This is a genomic window from Faecalibacterium sp. OF03-6AC (assembly GCF_003478175.1).
GTDB classification, from domain to species: domain Bacteria; phylum Bacillota; class Clostridia; order Oscillospirales; family Ruminococcaceae; genus Faecalibacterium; species Faecalibacterium taiwanense.
In genome coordinates this window covers 38326-61780 of the sequence record NZ_QUEN01000007.1, presented here as the reverse complement: position 1 = coordinate 61780, position 23455 = coordinate 38326, and the positions used below count along the sequence as shown (strand labels likewise).

The 23455-nt window shown below is 54.3% G+C and carries 20 protein-coding genes; 17 read left to right on the top strand and 3 right to left on the bottom strand.

What is annotated here, in order from left to right; all coding sequences use genetic code 11:
- Positions 1 to 97 precede the first annotated feature (97 nt).
- Positions 98 to 1453: a GntP family permease gene (locus DXA66_RS09405; protein WP_118528434.1), complete on the top strand. Its 1356-nt coding sequence runs from the start codon at positions 98 to 100 to the stop codon at positions 1451 to 1453.
- Positions 1454 to 1585: 132 nt separating this feature from the next.
- On the opposite strand, the gene DXA66_RS09400 is transcribed toward DXA66_RS09405, so the two are convergent.
- Entirely contained in the window at positions 1586 to 2479 is an 894-nt protein-coding gene (locus tag DXA66_RS09400; protein WP_118528432.1) for a LysR family transcriptional regulator, read from the bottom strand.
- 209 nt (positions 2480 to 2688) lie between these two features.
- On the opposite strand from DXA66_RS09400, the gene DXA66_RS09395 reads away from it, so the two are divergent.
- The 12 genes from DXA66_RS09395 to DXA66_RS09340 all read left to right on the top strand — a co-directional run bounded on the left by DXA66_RS09395 (position 2689) and on the right by DXA66_RS09340 (position 17326).
- Positions 2689 to 3909, top strand: a complete 1221-nt coding sequence (locus tag DXA66_RS09395) for a dicarboxylate/amino acid:cation symporter (protein WP_118528430.1) — start codon at positions 2689 to 2691, stop codon at positions 3907 to 3909.
- Positions 3910 to 3950: 41 nt separating this feature from the next.
- Positions 3951 to 4619, top strand: a complete 669-nt coding sequence (gene sdaAB, locus DXA66_RS09390; protein ID WP_118528428.1) for an L-serine ammonia-lyase, iron-sulfur-dependent subunit beta — start codon at positions 3951 to 3953, stop codon at positions 4617 to 4619.
- 19 nt (positions 4620 to 4638) lie between these two features.
- Positions 4639 to 5514, top strand: a complete 876-nt coding sequence (gene sdaAA / locus DXA66_RS09385; RefSeq protein ID WP_118528591.1) for an L-serine ammonia-lyase, iron-sulfur-dependent, subunit alpha — start codon at positions 4639 to 4641, stop codon at positions 5512 to 5514.
- 232 nt (positions 5515 to 5746) lie between these two features.
- Complete coding sequence (gene nagB / locus DXA66_RS09380; protein ID WP_118528426.1) at positions 5747 to 6475, top strand: glucosamine-6-phosphate deaminase; 729 nt, start codon at positions 5747 to 5749, stop codon at positions 6473 to 6475.
- A gap of 125 nt (positions 6476 to 6600) precedes the next feature.
- Entirely contained in the window at positions 6601 to 8367 is a 1767-nt protein-coding gene (locus tag DXA66_RS09375) for a tyrosine-protein phosphatase (protein ID WP_118528424.1), read from the top strand.
- A 380-nt stretch (positions 8368 to 8747) separates the two neighbouring features.
- Complete coding sequence (gene rny, locus DXA66_RS09370; RefSeq protein ID WP_118528422.1) at positions 8748 to 10319, top strand: ribonuclease Y; 1572 nt, start codon at positions 8748 to 8750, stop codon at positions 10317 to 10319.
- Positions 10320 to 10431: 112 nt separating this feature from the next.
- Entirely contained in the window at positions 10432 to 10950 is a 519-nt protein-coding gene (locus DXA66_RS09365) for a hypothetical protein (protein ID WP_118528420.1), read from the top strand.
- 430 nt (positions 10951 to 11380) lie between these two features.
- Positions 11381 to 13078 (top strand): peptide ABC transporter substrate-binding protein, encoded by a 1698-nt coding sequence (locus tag DXA66_RS09360; protein ID WP_118528418.1) that lies wholly within the window; start codon positions 11381 to 11383, stop codon positions 13076 to 13078.
- A gap of 163 nt (positions 13079 to 13241) precedes the next feature.
- Positions 13242 to 14177: an ABC transporter permease gene (locus tag DXA66_RS09355; protein WP_005936865.1), complete on the top strand. Its 936-nt coding sequence runs from the start codon at positions 13242 to 13244 to the stop codon at positions 14175 to 14177.
- 1 nt (position 14178) lies between these two features.
- A complete protein-coding gene (locus DXA66_RS09350) occupies positions 14179 to 15282 on the top strand; it encodes an ABC transporter permease (protein WP_118528416.1) in 1104 nt (367 codons plus the stop codon).
- A 13-nt stretch (positions 15283 to 15295) separates the two neighbouring features.
- On the top strand, positions 15296 to 16393 hold the full coding sequence (locus DXA66_RS09345; protein ID WP_097777037.1) for an ABC transporter ATP-binding protein: 1098 nt from the start codon (positions 15296 to 15298) through the stop codon (positions 16391 to 16393).
- Positions 16394 to 17326 (top strand): ABC transporter ATP-binding protein, encoded by a 933-nt coding sequence (locus DXA66_RS09340; RefSeq protein ID WP_118528414.1) that lies wholly within the window; start codon positions 16394 to 16396, stop codon positions 17324 to 17326.
- Between the two features lie 578 nt (positions 17327 to 17904).
- On the opposite strand, the gene DXA66_RS09335 is transcribed toward DXA66_RS09340, so the two are convergent.
- Together DXA66_RS09335 and DXA66_RS09330 are read right to left on the bottom strand one after the other, a co-directional pair.
- Positions 17905 to 18666, bottom strand: a complete 762-nt coding sequence (locus DXA66_RS09335) for a DUF1829 domain-containing protein (protein ID WP_118528412.1) — start codon at positions 18664 to 18666, stop codon at positions 17905 to 17907.
- An 18-nt stretch (positions 18667 to 18684) separates the two neighbouring features.
- Positions 18685 to 19131 (bottom strand): hypothetical protein, encoded by a 447-nt coding sequence (locus tag DXA66_RS09330; RefSeq protein ID WP_118528410.1) that lies wholly within the window; start codon positions 19129 to 19131, stop codon positions 18685 to 18687.
- 521 nt (positions 19132 to 19652) lie between these two features.
- Here DXA66_RS09330 and DXA66_RS14570 point away from each other — a divergent pair.
- The 4 genes from DXA66_RS14570 to DXA66_RS09310 all read left to right on the top strand — a co-directional run bounded on the left by DXA66_RS14570 (position 19653) and on the right by DXA66_RS09310 (position 23455).
- Complete coding sequence (locus tag DXA66_RS14570; protein ID WP_243089086.1) at positions 19653 to 19946, top strand: hypothetical protein; 294 nt, start codon at positions 19653 to 19655, stop codon at positions 19944 to 19946.
- 371 nt (positions 19947 to 20317) lie between these two features.
- Complete coding sequence (locus DXA66_RS09320) at positions 20318 to 20512, top strand: DNA-binding protein (RefSeq protein ID WP_118528408.1); 195 nt, start codon at positions 20318 to 20320, stop codon at positions 20510 to 20512.
- A 31-nt stretch (positions 20513 to 20543) separates the two neighbouring features.
- Positions 20544 to 22160 (top strand): DNA cytosine methyltransferase, encoded by a 1617-nt coding sequence (locus DXA66_RS09315; protein ID WP_118528406.1) that lies wholly within the window; start codon positions 20544 to 20546, stop codon positions 22158 to 22160.
- Positions 22160 to 23455: a hypothetical protein gene (locus tag DXA66_RS09310; RefSeq protein ID WP_118528404.1), complete on the top strand. Its 1296-nt coding sequence runs from the start codon at positions 22160 to 22162 to the stop codon at positions 23453 to 23455. Before DXA66_RS09315 ends, DXA66_RS09310 begins: the two co-directional genes overlap by 1 nt.

Below are 23455 nucleotides of genomic sequence, written 5' to 3'. Positions count from 1 at the left end.
TCTATAAAAACCATCGGGATCCGGTGTCCGTCTGCGGGGGACGGCGCTGAAATAAGACCCAAAGCACACAAAACATCAAAAAATGGAGGAAACGTTTATGACAGCTGTTGCATCCCCGGACGCCGCACGGCTCGTGTTCGCCGCGGTGGCGGGCCTGATCCTTTTGCTCATCCTCATCATCAAGTTCAAAGTCCACGCCATGATCTCCATCCTGATCGGTGCGGTGGGCATCGGCCTAATGGCCGGTATGCCTCTGTCTGACATCATCGGTTCGGTCAACGAAGGCATCGGCAACACCTTAAAGGGCATCGCTCTTCTGGTGGGCCTTGGCTCCATGTTCGGTGCCATTCTGGAAGAATCCGGCGGCGCACAGACGCTGGCCGTGACCATGGTGCGCAGGTTCGGCGACGAAAAAGCCGCGTGGGCACTGGGCATCACGGGTCTGGTGGTGGCCATGCCGGTGTTCTTTGATGCCGGCCTGATCATCCTGATCCCGCTGGCCTTCTCGCTGGCAAAGCGCACCAAGCGCTCGGTCCTGTACTATGTCATCCCTCTGCTGGCCGGTCTGGCTGTCGGCCACGCCTTCATCCCTCCCACGCCGGGCCCCGTTCTGGTGGCCAGCATGCTGGGCGTTGATCTGGGCTGGGTCATCCTCATCGGCATCTTCTGCGGCATCTTCGCCATGATCGCTGCCGGTCCCATCTGGGGCTCCATCTGCGGCAAGAAGTATATGATCGAGGTGCCCGAGCACGTTGCACAGCAGGCAGACATCGACGAGAGCAAGCTGCCCAAGTTCGGCACCATCGTGGGCATCATCCTGATCCCGCTGGTCCTCATCATTGCAAACTCTGTGGCAAAAGTGGTGCCCGCTCTGGCTGGCATCCAGCCCGTTCTGGCCTTCCTCGGTGAGCCCTTCATGGCTCTGCTGCTGGCTACCATCGCTGCTATGTATCTGCTGGGTACCCGTCACGGCTATAACAATGCCCAGCTGGAAAAGATCATGACCAAGTCCCTTGAGCCCACCGGCATGATCCTGCTGGTCACTGCCTGCGGCGGCGTGCTGCGCTACATGCTGCAGAACTCCGGTCTGGGCGATGTCATCGGCAACGCCGTGGCAAACGCCAGCCTGCCGCTGGTTCTGGTGGCCTTCATCGTGGCTGCTCTGGTGCGCATCTCCGTTGGTTCCTCTACCGTGGCTATGACCATGGCAGCAGGCATCATCTCCGCCATGCCCGGCATCAGCGAACTGAGCCCGCTGTATCTGGCCTGCGTCACCGCTGCCATCGCCGGCGGCTCCACCGTGTGCTCCCACTTCAATGACTCCGGCTTCTGGCTGGTGAAAAGCCTGGTGGGCATGGATGAAAAGACCACCCTCAAGACCTGGACCATCATGGAAACTCTGGTGGGCGGCGTCGGCTTCCTGGTGGCACTCATCATCTCCTTCTTTGCCTGATCATCCTCATCTGCGGGGCTGTGCCTGCACACAGTCTGCGCAATGCTTTGCAAATTCCTGAAATCTCCTCAGCACAGCAGACCCCCGGGCGGTTTACCGTCCGGGGGTCTGCTGCTTTCTGTATTATCTGTATTATAAAAGCGGAAGGTCCGGCCCGGAGGCCAGCTGGATGAAGGCGTCCATTTCCCGGGTGCAGCATTTATCCTTGTGGTAGAACATCTGGCGGTACATGGTCAGCCGGAAGTCTGACACCTCCAGAATGCGCAGATCTCCTCTGGACGCAGGCTCGGCCACAGCGAAGCGCGGCAGCAGGGAAATGCCGGAGGAGCGCTCCAGCATCTTGATGATAAAGGAGGTATCGCTGATCTCAAGGCTGGGGGTCAGCTCGATCTGGCGGGAAGCCAGAAACCGGTCAAAGGTGCGGCGGTAGTTGGCGTTGCGTTCGGTGAGGAAGAAGGGCTTGTCCAGAAGCTCTGCTACCCGGTACGGGCCGGGGTGGCCGAGGTCGATGTCCGGGGAAGCCACGAACACCACCTCCTCCGGCACCTCGTTGCACTTGTGCCAGCTGTTGGAGTAGCGGGGCTCGTCCAGAATGCAGATGAGGTCCACCTCGCCGCGCTCCATCTTTTCGATCAGCTCTTCCGGGGAGCCGGTAGTGACCCGAAGGCTGACTTTGGGGTGTTCCACCCGGAACTGATGCATCAGGCCGGGCAGACGGAAAAAGCAGAGAGATTCCAGCGTGCCGATGTGCAGGCAGCCCTCCAGCTCGGCATCCTCGCTCAGGGCGCGGCGGGCATTGTGGATGGTATCCAGAATGCTGTTGGCGTATTCCAGAAAGCACTGGCCCTGTGCGGTCAGGATCACCCGCTTGCCCATGCGGTCGAACAGGCGCACACCCAGCTCTTCTTCCAGCGCTTTGATCTGCACGGTAACGGCAGACTGGGAATAGCCCAGACTTTCCGCTGCCTTGGAAAAGCTCTGGAATTGGGCGGCACGGATCAGGGTGTTCAGCTGGCGCACTTCCATGGCAAAGCTCCTTTGCTATTAATATTTTTAAACTATAACTTTAGTTTTATGAATTTGAATCATGCATATGTCTATGTTAAACTAAATGTGTCAACACGTCAAGTGAAAATTTGACGTTTCGTGAAAGACTGGCCGTGCGGGCTGCGGCGGAGAGAGCGCTGTCAGGTGCCGCACAAAGGTCAGGATAGGAAAAGGAGGATTTTATTCTTATGGAAAAGAAAAAATTCAAGCTCGGACTGCTGCCGAAGCTGCTCATCGCCATCGTGCTGGGCATCATCATCGGCCAGTTCTTCCCGGTGTGGTTCTGCCGGGTCGTCGTCACGGCATCCAGCATCTTCAGCTCGTTCCTGAAGTTCGTCATCCCGCTGATGATCGTGGCCTACGTCACCATGGGCATTGCCGACCTGAAGAGCGGCGCAGGCAAGCTGCTGCTCATCACGGTGGCTCTGGCCTACGGCTCCACTCTGATCGCAGGCTCGGCATCCTATCTGGTGTCTGCAAACCTGTTCCCCAGCTTCATGAGCGAAGGCGCTCTGGAACAGATCGCCGCCACGGCTGACAACTCTCTGGCCAGCTACATCTCCATCTCCATCCCGCCCATTCTGGACACCCTCTCTGCCGTGGTGCTGGCCTTTGTGCTGGGCCTGTGCATGTCCACCTTGCGCGGCAAGACCATCGGTGATACACTTTACAACGGCATGAAGGACTTCTCCGGCATCATCGATCAGGTGCTGCACAGCGTCATCATCCCGCTGCTGCCCCTGTACGTCTGCGGCACCTTCATCGACATGACCAAGTCCGGCAAGACCTTTGCCATTCTGGGCATCCTGTGGAAGGTGTTCCTGGTGGTCATCATCATGCACCTGATCTGCATCTTCCTGCAGTTCTGCGTTGCAGGCGCTGTGAGCCACAAGAGCCCCTTCAAGATGATCCGCAACCAGATCCCCGGCTACACCACCGCTCTGGGCACCCAGTCCTCTGCAGCCACCATCCCGGTCAACCTGCAGTGCGCTGCGGCTGACGGCATCAGCGAGCAGATCCGCAACTTCGTGGTGCCTCTGTGCGCCAACATCCACATGGCAGGCTCCATGATCACCATTACCGCCTGCGCCACCGCCGTCTGCCTGATGAACCAGCTGCCCATCAGTCTTGCTACCGTGGTGCCCTTCATCATGACTCTGGGCGTTGCCATGGTGGCTTCTCCCGGTGCTCCCGGCGGTTCCATCATGACCGCTCTGCCCTTTCTGTACATGATCTTCGGCGCTGAGGCCGGCGACCCCAATGGCTCCATCTGCGCCATCATGGTGGCTCTGTACATCACCCAGGACTCTTTCGGCACTGCCTGCAACGTCTCCGGCGACAACGCCATCGGTGTCATCGTGGAGACCATCTACCAGAAGTTCATCAACAAGAGCAGCGCAAGCGTCTGATGCGCCCTGCGCGGTTCTTGACCTGACAGGAGTGACACCCCATGGCATTTATCAGTGTTTTTGATGTTCTGGGCCCGAACATGATCGGCCCTTCCAGCTCCCACACCGCAGGTGCGGAGATCATCGCCTTTCTGGCACAGAAGATGATCGCCCCGCCGCTGAAGCGGGTGGACTTTACCCTCTACGGCTCCTTTGCCAAGACCTACCACGGCCACGGCACCGACCGCGCCCTGCTGGGCGGCATCATGGGCTTTTCGGCCGATGATACCCGCATCCGGGATTCCTTTGCCATTGCCACCGACCGCGGCCTTGGCTACAGCTTCACCCCCAATGAGGTGGAGACCGACATCTACCCCAACACGGTGGATATCCGCATGGAGAATGCGGCCGGTCAGGTGATGACCGTGCGCGGTGAATCGCTTGGCGGCGGCAAGGTGCGCATCGTGCGGATCAACGGCGTGGAGGTGGACTTTACCGGCGAGTACAACGCCCTCATCGTGGTGCAGAAGGACAAGCCCGGCGTGGTGGCCCACATCACCAAGATCCTCAGCGACCGCAGCGTGAACATCGCGTTCATGCGTCTGTTCCGCGAGGAAAAGGGGCACACGGCTTACACCATCGTGGAGTCGGATGAGCGCCTGCCCGAGGGTGTGGATCAGCTGCTGCTGGCAAACCCGAACATCAACGATGTAATGGTCGTGCAGCCGTAAGGAGGGACGAGCGATGAACATGGATTTCAAGTCCGCCAAGGAGCTGCTGGACCTGTGCGAGGAAAACCAACTGCCCATTTCGGAAGTGATGCGCCAGCGGGAATGCATTCTGGGCGAAACGCCCCGGGATGCTGTGGATCACCGCATGGCAAAGGCATGGGAGATCATGCGCGCTTCTGCCACCCAGCCGCTGAAAAAGCCCATCAAATCCATGGGCGGCCTGATCGGCGGCGAGGCCAAAAAGCTGGAAACACATTATAATAAGAAGAAAAACATCTGCGGCGATGTGCTGCAGAAGGCCATGACCTACGCCATGGCCGTGCTGGAAGTGAACGCTTCCATGGGCCTGATCGTGGCTGCACCCACCGCAGGCTCTGCAGGCGTGGTGCCGGGCATGATGCTGGCCCTGCAGGAGTGCTACCGCATCTCCGACCAGCGCATCGTGGATGCCCTGTTCAACGCCGGTGCCGTGGGCTATCTTGCCATGCGCAACGCCACCGTGGCCGGTGCCGTGGGCGGCTGTCAGGCCGAGGTGGGCATTGCGTCTGCCATGGCTGCTTCTGCCGCCGTGGAGCTGATGGGCGGCGACCCGCAGCAGTGTCTGGATGCAGCTTCCACCGTGCTGATGAACATGCTGGGCCTTGTGTGCGACCCCGTAGGCGGGCTGGTGGAGTATCCCTGCCAGAACCGCAACGCTGCCGGTGTGGCCAACGCCCTTATTGCAGCAGAACTGTCCCTGAGCGGCATCCGCCAGCTGATCCCCTTCGACCAGATGCTGGATGCCATGTACGCCGTGGGCAAGCGCCTGCCCGCCGAGCTGCGCGAGACCGCCCTTGGCGGCTGTGCCGCCACCCCCGCCGCCTGTTCCGTCTGCGGCCTGTGCAGCGGGAACTGATCTTTCAACATGCAGCGCCGCCGGTGTGGAAACGCCCGGCGGCGTTTTTGCGCGTTTATGACCGGAAATGCCGGCCCGAACGTCGGGACTTTGCATCTTTTTGTGCAAACACGCCGAAAAGATGGCCGGGATGACTGGCGCTTGTCTGCGAAATGTGATAAACTAAATGCAGAAGTGCTCTGCGCAGCCCGTGCAGAGCGGCAAAAAAAGATGATAAGTGAGGTCGTTTGTAATGAAGATCATTCGTGCAAAGGATTATGCGGATATGTCCCGCAAGGCAGCCAATATCATTTCGGCACAGGTCATTATGAAGCCCAACTGCGTGCTGGGTCTGGCGACCGGCGGCACCCCTGTGGGCGCGTATGCACAGCTGGTGGACTGGTACAACAAGGGCGACATCGATTTTTCTGAGGTGACCACCGTCAATCTGGACGAGTACCGCGGCCTGCCCAAGGAGCACCCAGAAAGCTACTGGAGCTTCATGCACCGCAACCTGTTCGACAAGGTGAACATCGACCCTGCAAAGATCAACCTGCCGGACGGCACCAACCCCGATGCAGAGGATGCCTGCGCAAAGTACAACCAGATCATCCACGCTGTGGGCGGCATCGACCTGCAGCTGCTGGGCATCGGCCACGACGGTCACATCGGCTTCAACGAGCCGGGCGAAGCCTTTGAGCTGGAGACCCACTGTGTGGACCTGACCGCCGAGACCATTGAGGCAAACAAGCGCTTCTTTGACGGCAATGTGGATCTGGTGCCCAAGCAGGCTTATACCATGGGCATCAAGACCATCATGCAGGCACGCAAGGTGCTCATGGTGGCAAACGGCGCAGGCAAGGCCGAGATCGTCAAGAAGGCATTCTTCGGCCCCGTCACTCCGGAGGTGCCCGCAAGCATCCTGCAGATGCATCCGGATTTCACGCTGGTGGGCGACGAGGAAGCTCTGAGCCTGATCTGATCGTTCCGCGCTCTGACTGCCGCACGGTGCAATGCTGTGCGGCAGTTTTTTGCTGCCAACGGCTTTACAATCGCGCAAAAAGGCGGTATTCTTTTATATATGACACTTTTCTCAGGGAGGAAACCATGGATATCCGCCAGCTGCACTACTTTCTGGTATTGTGCGATGAAATGAATTACAGCCGCGCGGCACAGCGGCTGTTTTTGTCACGGCAGGCACTGCGGCAGAGCATCTCTGCGCTGGAGGCCGAGCTGTGCGGGCCGCTGTTCCTCAGCGCCCACCACAAGCTCACCCTTACCGACCGCGGCATGAGCCTGCAGCGCCATGCCGCGCCGGTAGTGGAGCAGTTCCAGCAGATGCAGGCATCCCTGCGGGCCGAGATCCAGTCGGCGCAGCCGGTGCGCATCGGCATCAGCGTGTCGCTGGTGCCGGACTACCTGCCCGGGCTGGAGACCCAGCTGGACAAGTTCCGCCAGCAGTACCCCCATGTGGAGATGCGCTTCCGCATGATGGACAACGATGCGGTGGCGGACGATGTGGAGCAGGGGGAGCTGGACGCGGGTCTGGTCATCGATCTGGGCTGTGCTGCGCCGGTACTGGCCCGCACCACCCTGCGGGCGGACCCTGCCTGCCTGCTGGTGCCTCGGGGGCACGCGTTCTGGGATAAGGAGAGCATCCCGCTGGCAGAGTTGCGCGGTCAGCGGGTGCTGCTGCCCAGCTTGCGGCAGGATCTGTTCAGCCCGCTGTGGTCGGCCTGCGCCCGGTCGGGCTTTGCGCCGAATGCGGAGATCGGCCCCAGCTTTTATCAGGCCTATTATCTTGTGCAGGAGCAGCTTTGCACCTGTCTGACCCGCTATGAACCGGGAGCCAGACGGGAACTGGACCGTGTGCGGGATGTGCTGCTGGAAGATCTGCCCCCGCTGTGCGTCTCACTGGTGCAGCGGCGGGATCATTCCTCTGCCTACATCGACCTGCTGCGCAGCTACTTGATGGAGGTGCTGGGCGGTTCGGCCAGCCTGCCGCCTCGCCGCGGACGGCCCGCAAAGCCGTTCTACAATTTCCCGGTGCTGTCCAGTGCTGCGGCAAAGGCTGCACCGGCCCACCCGGTGCCCGGCACCCAGCTGGATTTTGCCGGCGGCACCAACTTCCGGGAGCTGGGCGGTTACGAAGCCGACGAGGGCAAGCATATCAAGTGGGGCCAGATCTGGCGCGGCATCCCTACCTGCAAGCTCACCGGTGAAGCCGACCGCGCGAAGCTGGACGCGCTGGGCCTGCGCCTGATCCTTGATCTGCGCAGCAGCGGGGAAGTGCAGAAAGAACCGGACTACGTACCGGACGGTGCACGTCTGGTGCAGATCTGCGGCCTGTGCGCCGAGGACGGCCACGAGATCTCCTTTGCGCCGGATGGTATCGCCGCCCTGATGAAGGGCCATGAAGAAAGCGCCGACGGTAGCACCTTCATGCAGGCGATGTACGAGCGGATGCTGTTTGGCAACAAGGCGTTCAAGGAGCTGTTCCGTGCGCTGGAAGCAGGCGAGACCCCCATCCTGTTCCACTGCTCGGCCGGCAAGGACCGCACCGGCGTGGCGGCCATGCTCATTCTGCTGGCACTGGGCGCTTCGGATGAGACGATCTGTGCGGACTATGAGCGCACGAACCTCTGCCGCAAGGCTGAGATCGACGCAGTGCTGGCGGAGCACGCCGAAGAGATCGCGGCAAACCCGGCCTGCCGGATGCGCTATTACCGCAAGGCGGGCGTGGACCCGGCAGCCGCACCCTTTGTGCTGCGCACCATCCGCGCAAAATACGGCAGCGCCGAGAACTATCTGGAAGCCGAATACGGCCTGACCCCTGCGCGCCTGATGCGCCTGCGCAGGATGTATCTGGAATAAACGGGAACGGGGACGGCATCCGGTGCGGATACTGTCCCTGTTTTCTGCACAAAATGTTCTGCGGGGCAGGGTTTTCCTCTTGACAAGCGGGCAAATGTTTCGTACTATAATTAGTAGTATGGAATAAAAGACGCTGTGTGCAGGTCGTTCCCGTGACCCGTGTCCCTTACAGGCAGAGCCTGCCTGTTTTTATATAAGATAGAACCGTAGATAGAAAAGCTTGCAGCCTGTCCGTGCGGCATTGGCCGTGCGTGTGGTTTTGTTGCCACTTTTTGCATTGAAAGCTCGCTTATAAAAATGTTTGCAGCCTACACCTGCCCTACAGCGTCTCCTGCTTATGATTCAGAATTTTGAATTCTAACAAAGGAGAGTGAAACGCGATGACCGCGATTGGAGTGATCGTGGCCCTGATCGTTGCTGTGATCGGCGTTGGTGCGGGCTATTTTATTGGCTACAACAACCGTAAAAAGACCGCCGAAGCCCAGATCGGCAGCGCAGAAGCCGAGGCGACCCGCCTTGTGAACGAAGCGATCAAGACCGCAGAACAGAAGCGCAAGGAAGCGGTTCTGGAAGCAAAGGACGAGGCCTTCAAGCTGAAGGCCGAGGTGGATGCCCAGAAGGCAGAAGCCGATAAGGAGATCAAGCAGCGCCGTGCGGAGATCAGCCGTCAGGAGAACCGCATCGACCAGAAGGAAACCGCCCTCGACCGCAAGACCGAGGTACTGGAAAAGAAGGAAGAGGAGCTGAAAAAGCGCGCCGCTGAGGCCGAGGAGCGTCTGGCCGAGATCGATGCTCTGCGCGCCAAGGAGATGGAGCGGCTGGAAACGCTGGCCGGTCTGAGTCAGGAGGATGCCCGCGAAGTGCTGCTGCACAAGGTGGACGAGGAACTGACCCACGAAAAGGCTGTGCGCGTTGCCGCCTATGAGACCGACCTGAAGGAAAACTGCGACAACATTGCCCGCAACCTGATCGGTCAGGCCGTCAGCCGCTGCGCTGCCGACCACTGCAGCGAGACCACCGTGAGCGTGGTGCCGCTGCCCAGCGACGAAATGAAGGGCCGCATCATCGGCCGCGAAGGCCGCAACATCCGCGCTCTGGAGACCGCGACCGGCGTGGACCTGATCATCGACGATACCCCGGAGGCCATTACGCTGTCCTCCTTCGACCAGACCCGCCGCGAGGTGGCCCGCATGACGCTGGAACGCCTGATCGGTGATGGCCGCATCCACCCCGCCCGCATCGAGGAGACGGTGGAAAAGTGCCGCCACGAGCTGGAGCTGCAGATGAAGCGCGAGGGCGAGCGTGCCGTGATGGAGCTGGGCATCCACGGCCTGCACCCGGACCTCATCAAACTGATCGGCCGGCTCAAGTACCGCACCAGCTTTGGCCAGAACGCTCTGAACCACAGCATGGAGGTGGCATGGGTGGCCGGTCTGCTGGCAGGCGAGATGGGTGTGAATGTGACCATGGCACGCCGTGCCGGCCTGCTGCATGATATCGGCAAGGCGCTGGATCACGAGATCGAGGGCAGCCATGTGCAGATCGGTGTGGACATCTGCCGCAAGTACAAGGAAAACACCCAGATCATCCATGCCATCGAGGCTCACCACGGCGACGTGGAGCCTAAGACTCCGCTGGCCTTCATCATTCAGGCTGCCGACGCCATCAGCGCTGCACGCCCGGGTGCCCGCCGCGAGAACGTGGAAAGCTACGTCAAGCGTCTGGAAAATCTGGAGGAGATCTCTTCCAGCTTCGAGGGCGTGGAGCAGGCCTTTGCCGTGCAGGCAGGCCGCGAAGTGCGCATCATGGTCAAGCCCGATGTCATCAGCGACGATCAGGTGATCCTGCTGGCACGCTCCATTGCCAAGAAGATCGAGGACACGCTGGATTACCCCGGCCAGATCAAGGTCAATGTGATCCGCGAGAGCCGCGCTGTGGAGTACGCAAAATAAAGTTTTGCCCAAAAAGCTGCCGTGCAGATGCACAGCAGCTTTTTTCTGCTTGTAATCCGGCGGCAAAAAAGGTATCATGGAGAAAAACAGACCGAAAGGGGAGAACCACTCTATGAAACATGCAAGAAAATGGCTGGCCTGCCTGCTGGCGGGTGCACTGGCACTGGCGGTGCTGGCCGGATGCAGTGCACTGATGGACGGCACGGTGCAGAAGGATACAGAACAGGCCAAGGCCCTGATGAAAGAGGTAGACCCCAGCCTGACCTATAATACCGATCTGGAAGATGCAGCCAGCCGTCTGGCAGACTGGCTGGTGGAGGACTCCACCCAGCTGACCACCCAGTCCGGCCTGCTGACACGCAAGGTGCCCATGACCACCGGCTCCGGTGCCATGCTGGACAAGAATGTGTACGATTTTATCGATCATTCCACCAGCTTTCTGTTCCTGCCCAGAGGCGTGGTGATCGGCCTTGCAATGAACAACGAATGGGGCTTTACCGGCTACCTGTATGCTCCGCCGCTGAGCGAGGCGGGCAGTGCACTGCGCAGCTATGCGGCAGGCCGCACACAGATGGGCGCGGTGTTCATTGAATACGGCGGCGAGATTTACGTAGTGGCGATGTTTGCCTGAAAAACGAAAAAACGGTGTTTCCCTGCTGAGAACGGTGCGTTTTCAGCAGGGATTTTTTGAGTCTGGTATGTGCACAAAAAACGGGTTGAAAGTACGACTTATGCACAAAAAATGAAAATAAACAGGTGAAATCTCTTCATCTGTTTCCGGGAAAAACACAAAAAACTCATGTTTTCGTGAAACTGTATTTTGCGAAAATACAGTACATCTTCAAATCTGCACAAAAATAAAAACATATTTTTCACTGACCATTGGTCAAAGCACAGAAAAACAGCCGGAAGCCTTTCTTTTTTAGGTGGAACAGCGTATAATGCGGATATCGCACAAAGGTGTGCAGTGCTCCAGAGGAGGAGCAAAAAACCTTTGTGCATTTTTCACCATTCAATGCTTTACTTTAATAAAGCATTGAGGCAAGAGAGAGGGAAAAAATATGAAATTCGATCGTCGTATTTCTCGCCGCAGCTTCCTGGCTGCTGCAGGCGTATCGGCTGCTGCACTGGCTCTGACTGCCTGCGGCGGCTCTTCCAGCACCGCTGCTTCCGGCTCCACCGCTGCTTCTGGTGCAGCCGCCTCTGCTGAGGGCGGTGTGCTGAACGTCATGCTGGAGACCGAAGTCCAGTCTCTGGACCCCCAGCTGGCTACCGATGGCACCTCCTTTGAGGTCATCGCATGCTACACCGACGGCCTGATGCAGATGGATGCGAACGGTGCAGCCGTGGAGGCTCTGGCAGAGAGCTATGAGCTGAGCGAGGACGGCAAGACCTACACCTTCCACCTGAAGGACGCAAAGTGGTCCAATGGCGATGCCGTTACCGCAGCAGACTTCGTGTTTGGCTGGCAGCGTGCTGTTGACCCCGCAAACGCATCCGAGTATGCCTACATGCTGAGCGATATCGGTCAGGTGGTCAACGCCGCCGAGATCATTGCAGGCGACAAGCCCGTCACCGATCTGGGCATCACCGCTATGGATGACAAGACCCTGAAGGTGGAGCTGAATGTTCCGGTCAGCTACTTCCTGAGCCTGATGTACTTCCCCACCTTCTACCCCATGAACCAGAAGTTCTTTGAGAGCTGCGGCGATACCTACGGCACCAGCGCAGACACCGTGCTGTCCAATGGTGCATTCGTGCTGACCAGCTATGAGCCGGCCGCCACCGCTTTTGAGCTGGTGAAGAACGCCGATTACTACGATGCCGACCGCATTGCGCTGGACGGCCTGAACTATCAGGTCATCAAGGACAGCCAGCAGGCTCTGATGAGCTATCAGAACGGCGATCTGGATATCACCCTGCTGAACGGCGAGCAGGTGGAGCAGGTCAAGGACGACCCCGAGTTCACCAGCGTGGGCGCCGGCTACCTGTGGTACATCAGCCCCAACATGGACGCTGTGCCGGAGCTGGCAAACCTGAACCTGCGCCGTGCCATCACCTTTGCACTGGATCGTGATTCCATCACCAATGACGTGCTGAAGGACGGCTCTTCTCCCGCCTACACCGCAGTGCCCGCACAGTTCGCCACCGGCCCGGACGGCAGCGATTTCAGCGCCGACCAGACCAAGTTTGCAGAGTTCTGCGCATACGATCCCGACAAGGCTGCAGAGTACTACGAGCAGGCCAAGGCTGAGCTGGGCAAGGATTCCTTCTCCTTCACCATGGTCGTCGATGCCGACGATGCTCCTCAGAAGGTCGCTCAGGTCGTTCAGGAGCAGCTGCAGACCACTCTGCCCGGCTTTACTCTGGAGCTGAAGGTAGAGCCCAAGAAGCAGCGCGTGCAGGATATGCAGGACGGCAACTTTGAGATCGGCCTGACCCGCTGGGGCCCCGACTACGCCGATCCCATGACCTATCTGGGCATGTGGGTCACCGGCAACTCCAACAACTACGGTCTGTGGAGCGACGCTGACTACGATGCCATCATCGCAGAGTGCACTACCGGTGATCTGTGCACCGATCCCGAGGGTCGCTGGGAAGCCATGTATGACGCTGAGTCCATCGTGCTGGAGCAGGCCGCCATCTTCCCGCTGTATGGTCAGTGCAACGCCGAGATGATCTCTTCTGCCGTGACCGGCGTGGACTTCCACCCGGTTGCTCTGAACCGCGTCTACAAGGACGCAAAGAAGAGCGTCTGATCCTGATCGAGAACTGAAATGCCGCACAGTGGCAGCGAAAATGCCGCTGTGCGACTTTTTGGCTTTTGCACTGTCCGCGTGCGGTGCACGGCTGACCGCGGCAGGCGGGAGCCGTTCTGCCCCGTGCAGGGCGGAGAAGAAACTTTAAGGGGGTCTACCCAACGTGAAAAAATACACGCTCAAGCGTATCATCACTTCGTTGTTTACGCTGCTGGCCATCCTGCTGGTGTTGTTCATCCTCATGCAGCTGATGCCCGGTTCGCCCTTCAACGATGAAAAGCTGACGCCGGAAATGCGCGCATCCCTGTACGCAAAGTACGGTCTGGATCAGCCCATCTATGTGCAGTTCTTCCGCTATGTGACCAACATGCTGCGCGGTGACTTCGGCGTAAGCTACAATATCTCCAAGAACACGCCCATCTCCCAGCTGATCCAGTCCCGTCTGCCCATTTCCATCCGTGTGGGCGGCATGGCTGTCACACTGGGTGCCATCGTGGGCCTTGTGCTCGGCATCATTGCAGCCCTCAAGCGGGACACCATCTTCGACACTCTGGCCACCATCATCTCGGTCATCGGCGTGTCGGTGCCGTCTTACGTGATCGCACTGGCCCTGAGCTATACCTTTGGCTTCAAGCTCAAGTGGTTCCCCATGCTGTTCAGCGCAAAGGACGTGTTCGGCTCCAGTGTGCTGCCCAGCATCTCGCTGTCCATGTTCACCATGGCTTCCATTGCCCGCTTTACCCGCAGTGAAATGATCGAAGTTCTGGACTCCGATTATATGCTGCTGGCCGAGAGCAAGGGCATTTCCGGCCCGGCGCTGATCTTCCGCCACGCGCTGCGCAATGCGCTGATCCCCATTATCACCGTGCTGGCCCCGCTGATCGTGGACTTGATGACCGGCTCGCTGGTGGTGGAGAAGATCTTCGCCATTCCCGGCGTGGGCAGCCTGCTGGTGACGGCCATCCAGTCCAACGACTACAATGTGGTCATCAGCCTGAGCTTCATCTACAGTGCCATGTACATTGGCATCATGCTGGTCGTTGACCTGCTGTACGGCATCATCGACCCGCGCATCCGCTTGGCAAAGGGGGACGACTGATATGGCAGAAAAAGCGATTCGCCTGGGCGGCGAAGCCACGGCTGATGCCATCGTCAGCGCAGTGGATACCATGTATTCCGAGCACACCTTCAACGAGAAGGACTTTGTGCTCAAGCATAACGACGCAGAGATCGCAATGGACTCGAACTTTGCCGCACAGAGCTTCTGGAAGGATGTGCGGGTGCGCTTCTTCCGCAAAAAGAGCGCGGTGCTCGGCCTGATCCTCGTTGTCTTTATCGTGCTGCTGGCGGCATTTGGCCCCGGCATGAACGAGTATACCTACTCCGGTCAGGAGCTGAGCCAGAAAAACTTTGCGCCCCGCGTGCAGGTGCTGGAGAACTTCGGCATCTTCAACGGTGACGAGAAAATGAGCACCACCACCGGTTCCAAGACAGTGAATGCCTATGTGGAAAAGGGCAAGGAGGATGTCTACTACTGGTTCGGCAGCGACACCTATGGCCGCGATATCTGGACCCGTACCTGGGAGGGTGCCCGCGTGTCCCTGATCATCGCGGTTGCCGCTGCCATCATCGATATGGTCATCGGCATGAGCTACGGCCTGATCTCCGGCTACTTTGGCGGCAAGGTGGATATGGTGATGCAGCGTTTTCTGGAAGTTGCCAACGGCATCCCCCGTCTGGTGATCGTCACGCTGCTTCTGCTGGTGCTCAAGCCCGGCATGATCACCATTATCTTTGCCCTGATGCTCACCGAGTGGGTGGGTATGAGCCGCATTGCCCGCGCTGAGATGCTCAAGCTGAAGGATCAGGAGTTCGTGCTGGCCTCCCGCACGCTGGGCGCAGGCAGCTTCTTCATCATCTTCAAGGAAGTGCTGCCCAACATCATCGGACCCATCATCACGCAGGTCATGTTCAGCATCCCCACCGCAATTTTCACCGAGGCATTCCTGTCCTTTGTGGGTCTGGGCATCCCGGTGCCGCAGTGCTCGCTGGGTTCTCTGATCAGCGAGCTGTACAACAGCTTCACCACCCATCCTTATCAGATCATCCCGCCGATGGTGGTTATGAGCCTGCTGATGATGAGCTTCAACCTCGTGGCCGACGGCCTGCGCGAGGCTCTGGACCCCAAGATGAAGAGTATGTAAGGAGGAACACCCCATGCCTGAAAACAAAAAAGAACAGGTCTTGTCGGTGCGAGACCTTGATATCACCTTTAAGACCACCGCAGGCCCGGTGCACGCCATCCGCGGCGTGAACATCGACCTGTACAAGGGCGAAACGGTGGCGCTGGTGGGCGAATCCGGCTCCGGCAAGTCCGTTACCATGAAGGCCGCCATGGGCATTCTGGCACAGAACGCCATTGTGAACAGCGGCTCCATCCAGTTCAGCTACCATCACGCCGACGGCAGCCCCGAGACGGTGGACCTGCTGCAGAAGGACAAAAAGTGGATCCGCCGCCACATCAACGGCAAGCGCATCGCCATGGTGTTTCAGGACCCCATGACCAGCCTTGACCCCACCATGCCCATCGGCAAGCAGATCATGGAGGGCATGCTGTGGCACTACAAGATGCCCAAGGATGCCGCCTACAAAAAGGCTGTGCAGCTGCTGGAAGAGGTGGGCATCACCGATGCCGAAAAGCGCATGAAGAGCTACCCGCACCAGCTGTCCGGCGGTATGCGCCAGCGTGTGGTCATTGCCATTGCACTGGCCTGCGACCCCGACCTGCTGATCTGTGACGAGCCCACCACGGCACTGGATGTGACCATTCAGGCCAAGATCCTGGAGCTGATCCGCAGCATCCAGCGTGAGCGCGGCATCTCTGTCATTTACATCACCCATGATCTGGGCGTTGTGGCAAAGGTGGCCGATTATGTGGACGTGATGTACGCAGGCAAGATCGTGGAGACCGGCACCATCGACGAGATCTTCTACGAGCCGCGCCACCCCTACACATGGGGCCTGCTTTCCGCCATGCCCGATCTGGACACCGCAGACGACCGTCTGTACACCATTCCGGGTTCGCCGCCGAACCTGCTGCATGAGAAGCAGGGCGATGCCTTTGCGCCGCGCAACCATTTTGCCCTGAACATCGACGACGAAGTGGACCCGCCCATGTTCAAGATCAGCGACACCCACTATGCAGCTACATGGCTGCTGGACCCCCGCGCACCCAAGGTGGACATGCCGCCTGAGCTTGCTCAGCGCATTGCCCGCATGCGTGCCGAGGCAGAAAAGATCAAGGAGGCGGAATAAATGGCAGGACAGAACGCTGCTCCGCTGCTGAAGGTCGAGGGCCTGAAGCAGTATTTCCGCGTGAGCAAGAGCTATACCGTCAAGGCTGTGGACAACGTCAGCTTTGAGATCTATCCCGGCGAGACCTATGGTCTGGTGGGCGAGTCCGGTTCCGGCAAGTCCACCATCGGCCGCAGCGTCATCCGCCTGTATGACCCCACTGCCGGCAAGATCACCTTTGATGGGCAGGATATCAGCGGCAAGCTGAACCACAGCCAGAACAACACCCTGCGCACCCAGATGCAGATGATCTTTCAGGACCCTATGGCATCCCTGAACCCCCGCAAGAAGGTGGAGGATATCATCGGCGAGGGTCTGGACATCCACCACATGTACAAGACCCGCGAAGAGCGCCGCGAAAAGGTGGAGAAAATTCTGGCCAAGGTAGGCCTTGCGCCCGAACATGCTGAGCGTTATCCCCACCAGTTCTCCGGCGGTCAGCGCCAGCGCGTGGGCATTGCCCGCGCCCTCATCATGAACCCCAAGCTCATCATCGCAGATGAGTGCATCTCGGCGCTGGATGTGTCCATTCAGGCACAGGTGGTCAACCTGATGAAGGATATCCAGCAGGAGACCGGCACGGCCTACCTGTTCATTGCGCATGACCTTTCCATGGTCAAGTACATTTCGGACCGCATCGGCGTGCTGCATCTGGGCCACCTGCTGGAGACGGGTACGACCGAAGAGATCTTCGAGAATCCCATCCACCCCTACACCCGCAGCCTGCTGTCGGCCATCCCGCTGCCGAATCCGGTGGTGGAAAAACGCCGCGTGGCTGAGACCTACGACTACGCCACTTCCGGCATCGATTACAACAAGGGCACCGATCACCATGTGAGCGGCAGCCACTATGTCAAGTGCACCGACGAAGAGTTTGCAAAATGGTGTAAATGAGAGTAAACAAAGAAGGAGCGTTCCCGCATGGAAACGCTCCTTCTTTATTTTATTATCATTACTTGAATAAGTTTTGGGTTCAAGTCCTGGCTGGCCCTCAGAACGGCATCCGACACTTTTTGACATTCCTATGCGCTGGGACCCGCGCACTAAACAACAGCCCACCGGGCTGTTGTTTGTCCCGCCCATGGCGGTGCCGTGCTGTTCAAGTCCTAGCGGCCCTGAATATAGAGAAAAGGCACCCCTAGGGGTGCCTTTTCTCTATGGGCCAGCCAGGACTTGAACCCGGGACCAAGCGGTTATGAGAACGTCGCTAATTTTGAAATCCCGTTTTTCTTGTGAAATCTTGTGACTATCTGACAATTTCATAAAAGTGTCTTTGTGTACTTTGACGTAGCTTTTGGTATCTTTTCGTGTCTAAAATGGCTCTTTGTACCCAGAACCGTACCCAAGAATTTTTGGGTACGAAACTTGACACTTACTGTTACCATTTAACGCAACTACAAGCACTTGCATTTGCCATATAAAAACAGCAGGACATTCCCATTGCTAGAAATGCCCTGCTATATATAAATAGTTTAGCCGGCAGCGAACAATGCAAGATTCTCAGAGGCATTGCGCTGGCTCCAAGGAACGACCTTCACATCATAGTTTGTAAAGGCTTCCTCGATTCCACGGGAAACATTGTTTTGATCATTGAGAATTACAATTAACTGGCTATTATTTTTTCGGACGAGCTTTGTGTCGTTCCACGCAAACAAGATATTGCCAACACTGGATTTGTTTGGATTGTTCACTGCCTGACAGAGACGCTCTGGCTGTGTTTTAGTTCTTTGGAACAGAAAATCATAGCTATGAGTAAAACCTGATGTTCCAGTAAATTGAACATTGTCCGAATAAAATATATCTCTCGAATCAAAGAACTGCTGAATATCATCAGTAAACAACGACGCTGTTTTCGATTTTGAGAGCGCAAACATATCATCTACTCTCAAAATTGCTTGAATAAACAGGTGCTTTTTCTTTGCAAATTCCTGAATAGGAGCTTTTGCGGTCAACTCATCTCCTTCACAATTAACGCCGAATTGTGCTAAAATGCGCTGAAGATGTTTTTTTCGATTGGGTGTAAATTGAAAACCCGTAGCTTTCAAATTGCTGATAGTTGCCGAATCGTCCGAAAAGAGAATGTCATTTCCATCTTGACGAACGTAAATTTGCAAATAATCATTTGCATTATCTAAATACGGAGTAGTAATCTCGTAATATTCGCCAATCTTCGAAAATGTAATTTCATTCTTTAACCATTGCGCATAGTCGTTAATCAATTTTTGAATATCCAAAGATTATTCCTCCTTTCTTTAACACAACTCTAGTTGATAACTTATTGTTGGCATTTTGACAACGTTAAAACGTTTCAAAAATGCCAAGGTATTCTCGACAAAATTATCTGACTTTATATCTTCGGCTTCATAGGCCATGGAACGACCATACTCTTCCGTATATATATGCCAGTGGCTTCCAGTAATTTTCCTGCCATCGGGATTCTGATGTACATTTGTGGGATTAAGATGAAGTTCTAGGAGCATTACTCCATTGACCTTTATCCTAGCTCCTATGTTGACCTTTGCTGATTGAATCTTTCCACGAAAGATAGATACAACAAACAAATCCCGCTTGTTTTCGCCAACTGCTTCGAATTCCAACTTCTTTCCGGGTAGAGGAAAGTTCAATTCGTCTTCAAAAAGACTTTTGAGCATCTCAAGCATCTTTCTGGCTTCGTCATCTGTTATAGTTCCTTGTCCCATTGAACTTGCCTCCTCTCTATAACGGATTGTACCATTCTTTAGCACACTTTTCAATAAGCGATTTATCGTTCCTTCTGTTTTTTACCCTAAGAAAACGAAAAGTCCAAACCCATCTTCAATCAGAAGCAGACTCGGACTTCTCTTGCTTGGTGGAGACATCAAAGTCATATGATTGCTTCCTATTAGGAACACTGTAAATACAAGGCCTTTCGGAGCCTGCAAACCAGAAAAAATATTTGATTTATCACATTACGAAAAAAGCCGTCCGGCATGAAGAACGGGCGGCTTTTTTACGTGGATAGACGGAAAGGGAACACAAAAAACTACAAAATCTTAGCATTCAAATTTGTGCAACTTTAACGAAGGGGGTGTAAATGGCCGATGAAAAATTGAATACGGGCCCTGCGGAGAATACTTCCCCGAAGGCCGCCGAGCCTATCGCTACACCCGAACAGGCCGCAGCGTCTGAGCCCCGGTAGGAACAGACCGGGCCTGCCATACCTGCGCCCAGCGATGTGGTTGTGTCCTTTGACAAAATCAATGAGCTTATGGTGGAAAAGAGACAGAACACCTGCGCCGAAGTCGAAAAGGCGGAAACTCCCGAAATGCCGGAGGTGGCAGTTTCTGGAGAAACACCGCAGCCCACCAATACGGAGGAGTCGAAAAAGCTGCGCCGTGGTCGTCCGCCGAAAGCAGAAAAGGCCGCGACTGAAAAACAGAACAAAAATGCTGTTTACTGCTTCATGGACAAAAAGCGTTCCGAGGGAAAGCATTATTACGTTTATACCGTCGCAGGAAGTGCCAAGTTCCTATGAATCTATTGCACTCGTGTTACCGAATTTCTGCGCCCTCAGCCATCTTCTGATGCCGGTTGATGATTTCTGATGGACTATTACGATGATTTTCATCTGACAAGCGGTGCTGTCGGCTTATTAAAGTTGCCGGATGCTTAACTGCACCCGGCAATGATTTTTTTGTTCAGCCTATTGACACTCGTTAGCAGGTTTGCCAAATAAGTATGAACTCACATTTCGCCTGCTCATCCTTTGACCAGGAAAGATGCGAAAAAGCTTAATTTTATGTCGATTTATGACATTTGCCATCTTGATATTATTCCGGTTGTGGGATATGATATAAATGAATAGTTATATCCTGTTATACCGTGGTTTTGACGGAGGATGTTTAGATGAAATATGTCTCTACAACAGAGATTGGTAAAAAATGGAATATCTCGACCGGGAGAATAGGAACACTTTGTGCTGAGGGGCGTATCCCAAATGTTCAACGAGCCGGAAATATGTGGTTGATACTTGAAGAGGCGAAAAAGCCGGTTGACGCTCGAATAAAGAGTAGAAAATATAGAAAACAACCTAATGATTAAGAATTGAGCTAAAGATAAAGAGGTCTATGAAATGAGAGTTGCTGACTTTTTCTGTGGCGGCGGTGGCTTTTCAGAGGGATTCCGTCAAGCCGGATTTGAAATAGTATTTGCTGTCGATAAATGGGGACCTGCCGTAAAAACATACAAAGGCAATAAGCCCAGTGTCAATGTAATACAAGACGATGTTATTCGGATATCTGAACTTCCAGATGACGAATTTGAAGCGTTAGTGCCTGATAGTGAGGTTATTATCGGATCGCCACCGTGTCAGTCATTTTCCCATTCCAATAAGTCTGGAAATGCTGATAAATCAATTGGTATTCAGCTAATTGAAGCCTACTTAAGAATAATCGCCCGTAAAAAATTCAAACAAGAATCAGTCTTAAAATATTGGATACTGGAAAATGTGCCAGCGGTAAAGCAGTATATTAAAGAAGAGTATTCTGCTGCTGACTTAGGACTTGAAGGCGATTTCGTTTTAAGACCTCATGATGGTGCATCGGGAAAATATAATGCAAAATATTTTGGAGCTCCTACAAATAGGGAACGCTACCTCTGTGGAGAATTTCCAGAGCCTATTAGAGTAAAAAACGATAACAATGTGACAACCTTGAAACAAGTTCTTGATTCGCTTGGAAACCCATTGAGAACAGATAACAATCTGATTACAGATATCAATTATCCAGACCTTAAGCTGGAAGCACAGCAAGTAACAGATCAGCATTATATCTATGAGCTTGCTGAGTTTGAGTGTAAAACAGCCAAACGGTTAAAACAAGATAAAGGGTATATGGGAAAAATGTCTTTCCCTGAAAACCTAAATAAACCCGCAAGGACTGTTATGGCAACTATGACCGCCAGCGCACGGGAAGCAATGATACTTGGATATGGGGAAAACAGTTATCGCTTGCCAACAGTAAGAGAAGCAGCTTGCATGATGAGCTTTCCCATTGACTATTGGTTTTATGGCGAATCAAAAGGAATCAAGCATACTCTTGTTGGTAATGCGGTGCCACCTAAAATGTCCTATGCACTTGCAAAAGCTATAGCTAAAGCAGAGCAAATACCTATACCAAATCATTACCCTCAGATTAAGCATGATAAGGATATTAAATTTGTCGATTTGAATGGTAGAAAATTTGCTGTCCGAGCTGAAAAACCACGGCGCGATGTTGCAAAATTCAAGTATCATATTCCGTATTTGATAATAGATGCATACCGTGTGGAATTAACAAATTATCATTCTGACTTTACTCAGAAGATTTTTAAGTGGGATGCTGAAATACACTATAGTCAAGGGAAAGAGAAAGCTAAAAAATACACCCCTGCTCTGAAAATAAAAGAAATTCCAGAGAAGTACCATGAGAGCATTCGGGATTATTTGTCAAGAATAAAACCGACCGTCACTGACATGGATTCATTCCAAAAAGTGTATTGTATGACATCCGAGCAGAGAAAACCCACTCCCTGGGAAGGCCCATACGAACTTTTAGATAGTATTAGAGAATATATTGATATGCTACTTACGCCAAAAGAACAAACGGAAGTGGTCGTCATTGGAGAGGAACCTTTTTCTTTACCACTTGCTATTGTAATTGGCTACTACATTCTAACAGCCATGGTTGATTTTATGGGAGGGTCGAAATAATGGATGCTGCTACAAGAAAAGCAAAACTGGAAGAAATAAAGACCAATCAGTTGAATCAAGCTATGACAGGAATACCCCTGCGCTATAAAGGAACTACGAGGACAGAAATCGTATGGAGAATTCCTTTAGATTATCTCATTTATAACAAGTACAACGGCAGAATCGGCTCCGATGTTCTTTCGTATGAGAAACAGAATGGTGAATTGAATGCGGAATTAGATTCCGATCGGGAAATCATTGAAACCTTCTTGTACGAATCAAAGGTCGATCGCAATAAAACTACAATGGAAAGCTTATTGAAAATTGGCCAGCAGAGGTACGGTATTGTGACATCGGACGGTATTATTGTCGATGGCAACCGTCGAGCCATGCTTTTGAATCGGTTGTTCCATAAGCATGAAGAATACGGCTATTCTTATGCTGAAGTTGAAAAATGCCAATATTTCCTTGCGATTATTCTCCCGGATGATGCAGAAGAAAAAGACATTCAACAGCTTGAGACTATCTATCAAATGGGAGAGGATGATAAGTTGGATTATAATCCGATAGAAAAGTATTTAAAGTGCAAAGAACTGAAGCATCTTGGGTTTACAGAAAAGCAGATTGCAGAATTTATGAGCGAAAAAGAAAGTCAGATAAAACAATGGCTTGAAATTCTAACGCTTATGGAAGAGTATCTACAAGAATATGATTATGATGGGATTTATACGCGTCTTGAAAAAACAGAAGGCCCATTCGTCGACTTGGAAAACTATTTGGATTCCTATTCTAAACGTGGAACTAATGTTCGCAATGTGGATTGGAATTATACAGATTCCGATATATCAGACCTTAAGTTGGTTTGTTTTGATTACATAAGAGCACGCTACGAAGGAAAGGAATTCCGTGATATTGCAAAGACAGGAAAAGAAGGAAGCATATTCTTCTTTAAAGATCTTTGGAGTGACTTCTTAAAACAGCATCAAGAGAATACACCAACTGACGAGGAAACAGTTGATGAATTACGGCAACGTTGCCCCGGTGAAGATTTGAGCCTCTTGCTCAAGCAAAGAGATAACGAATGGGTTGATCAGGCTAAAGGGCATCTGAAAGGCAATCTGAGCCGTTTCTCACGGCGTTTAGAAGATAAACGTGACGCAAACAAACCAGCTGATCTTATTGAACGAGCGCTTAGTGCTCTTAGAGCTGTAGACTGTAATCAGGATAGTTTTACAGACGATCCTCACATCGAAGAGATGGTGAAAGAAATCAATAAAATCACTTGGGAGATGAAGAAAAAACTGGAGCGGAGATGA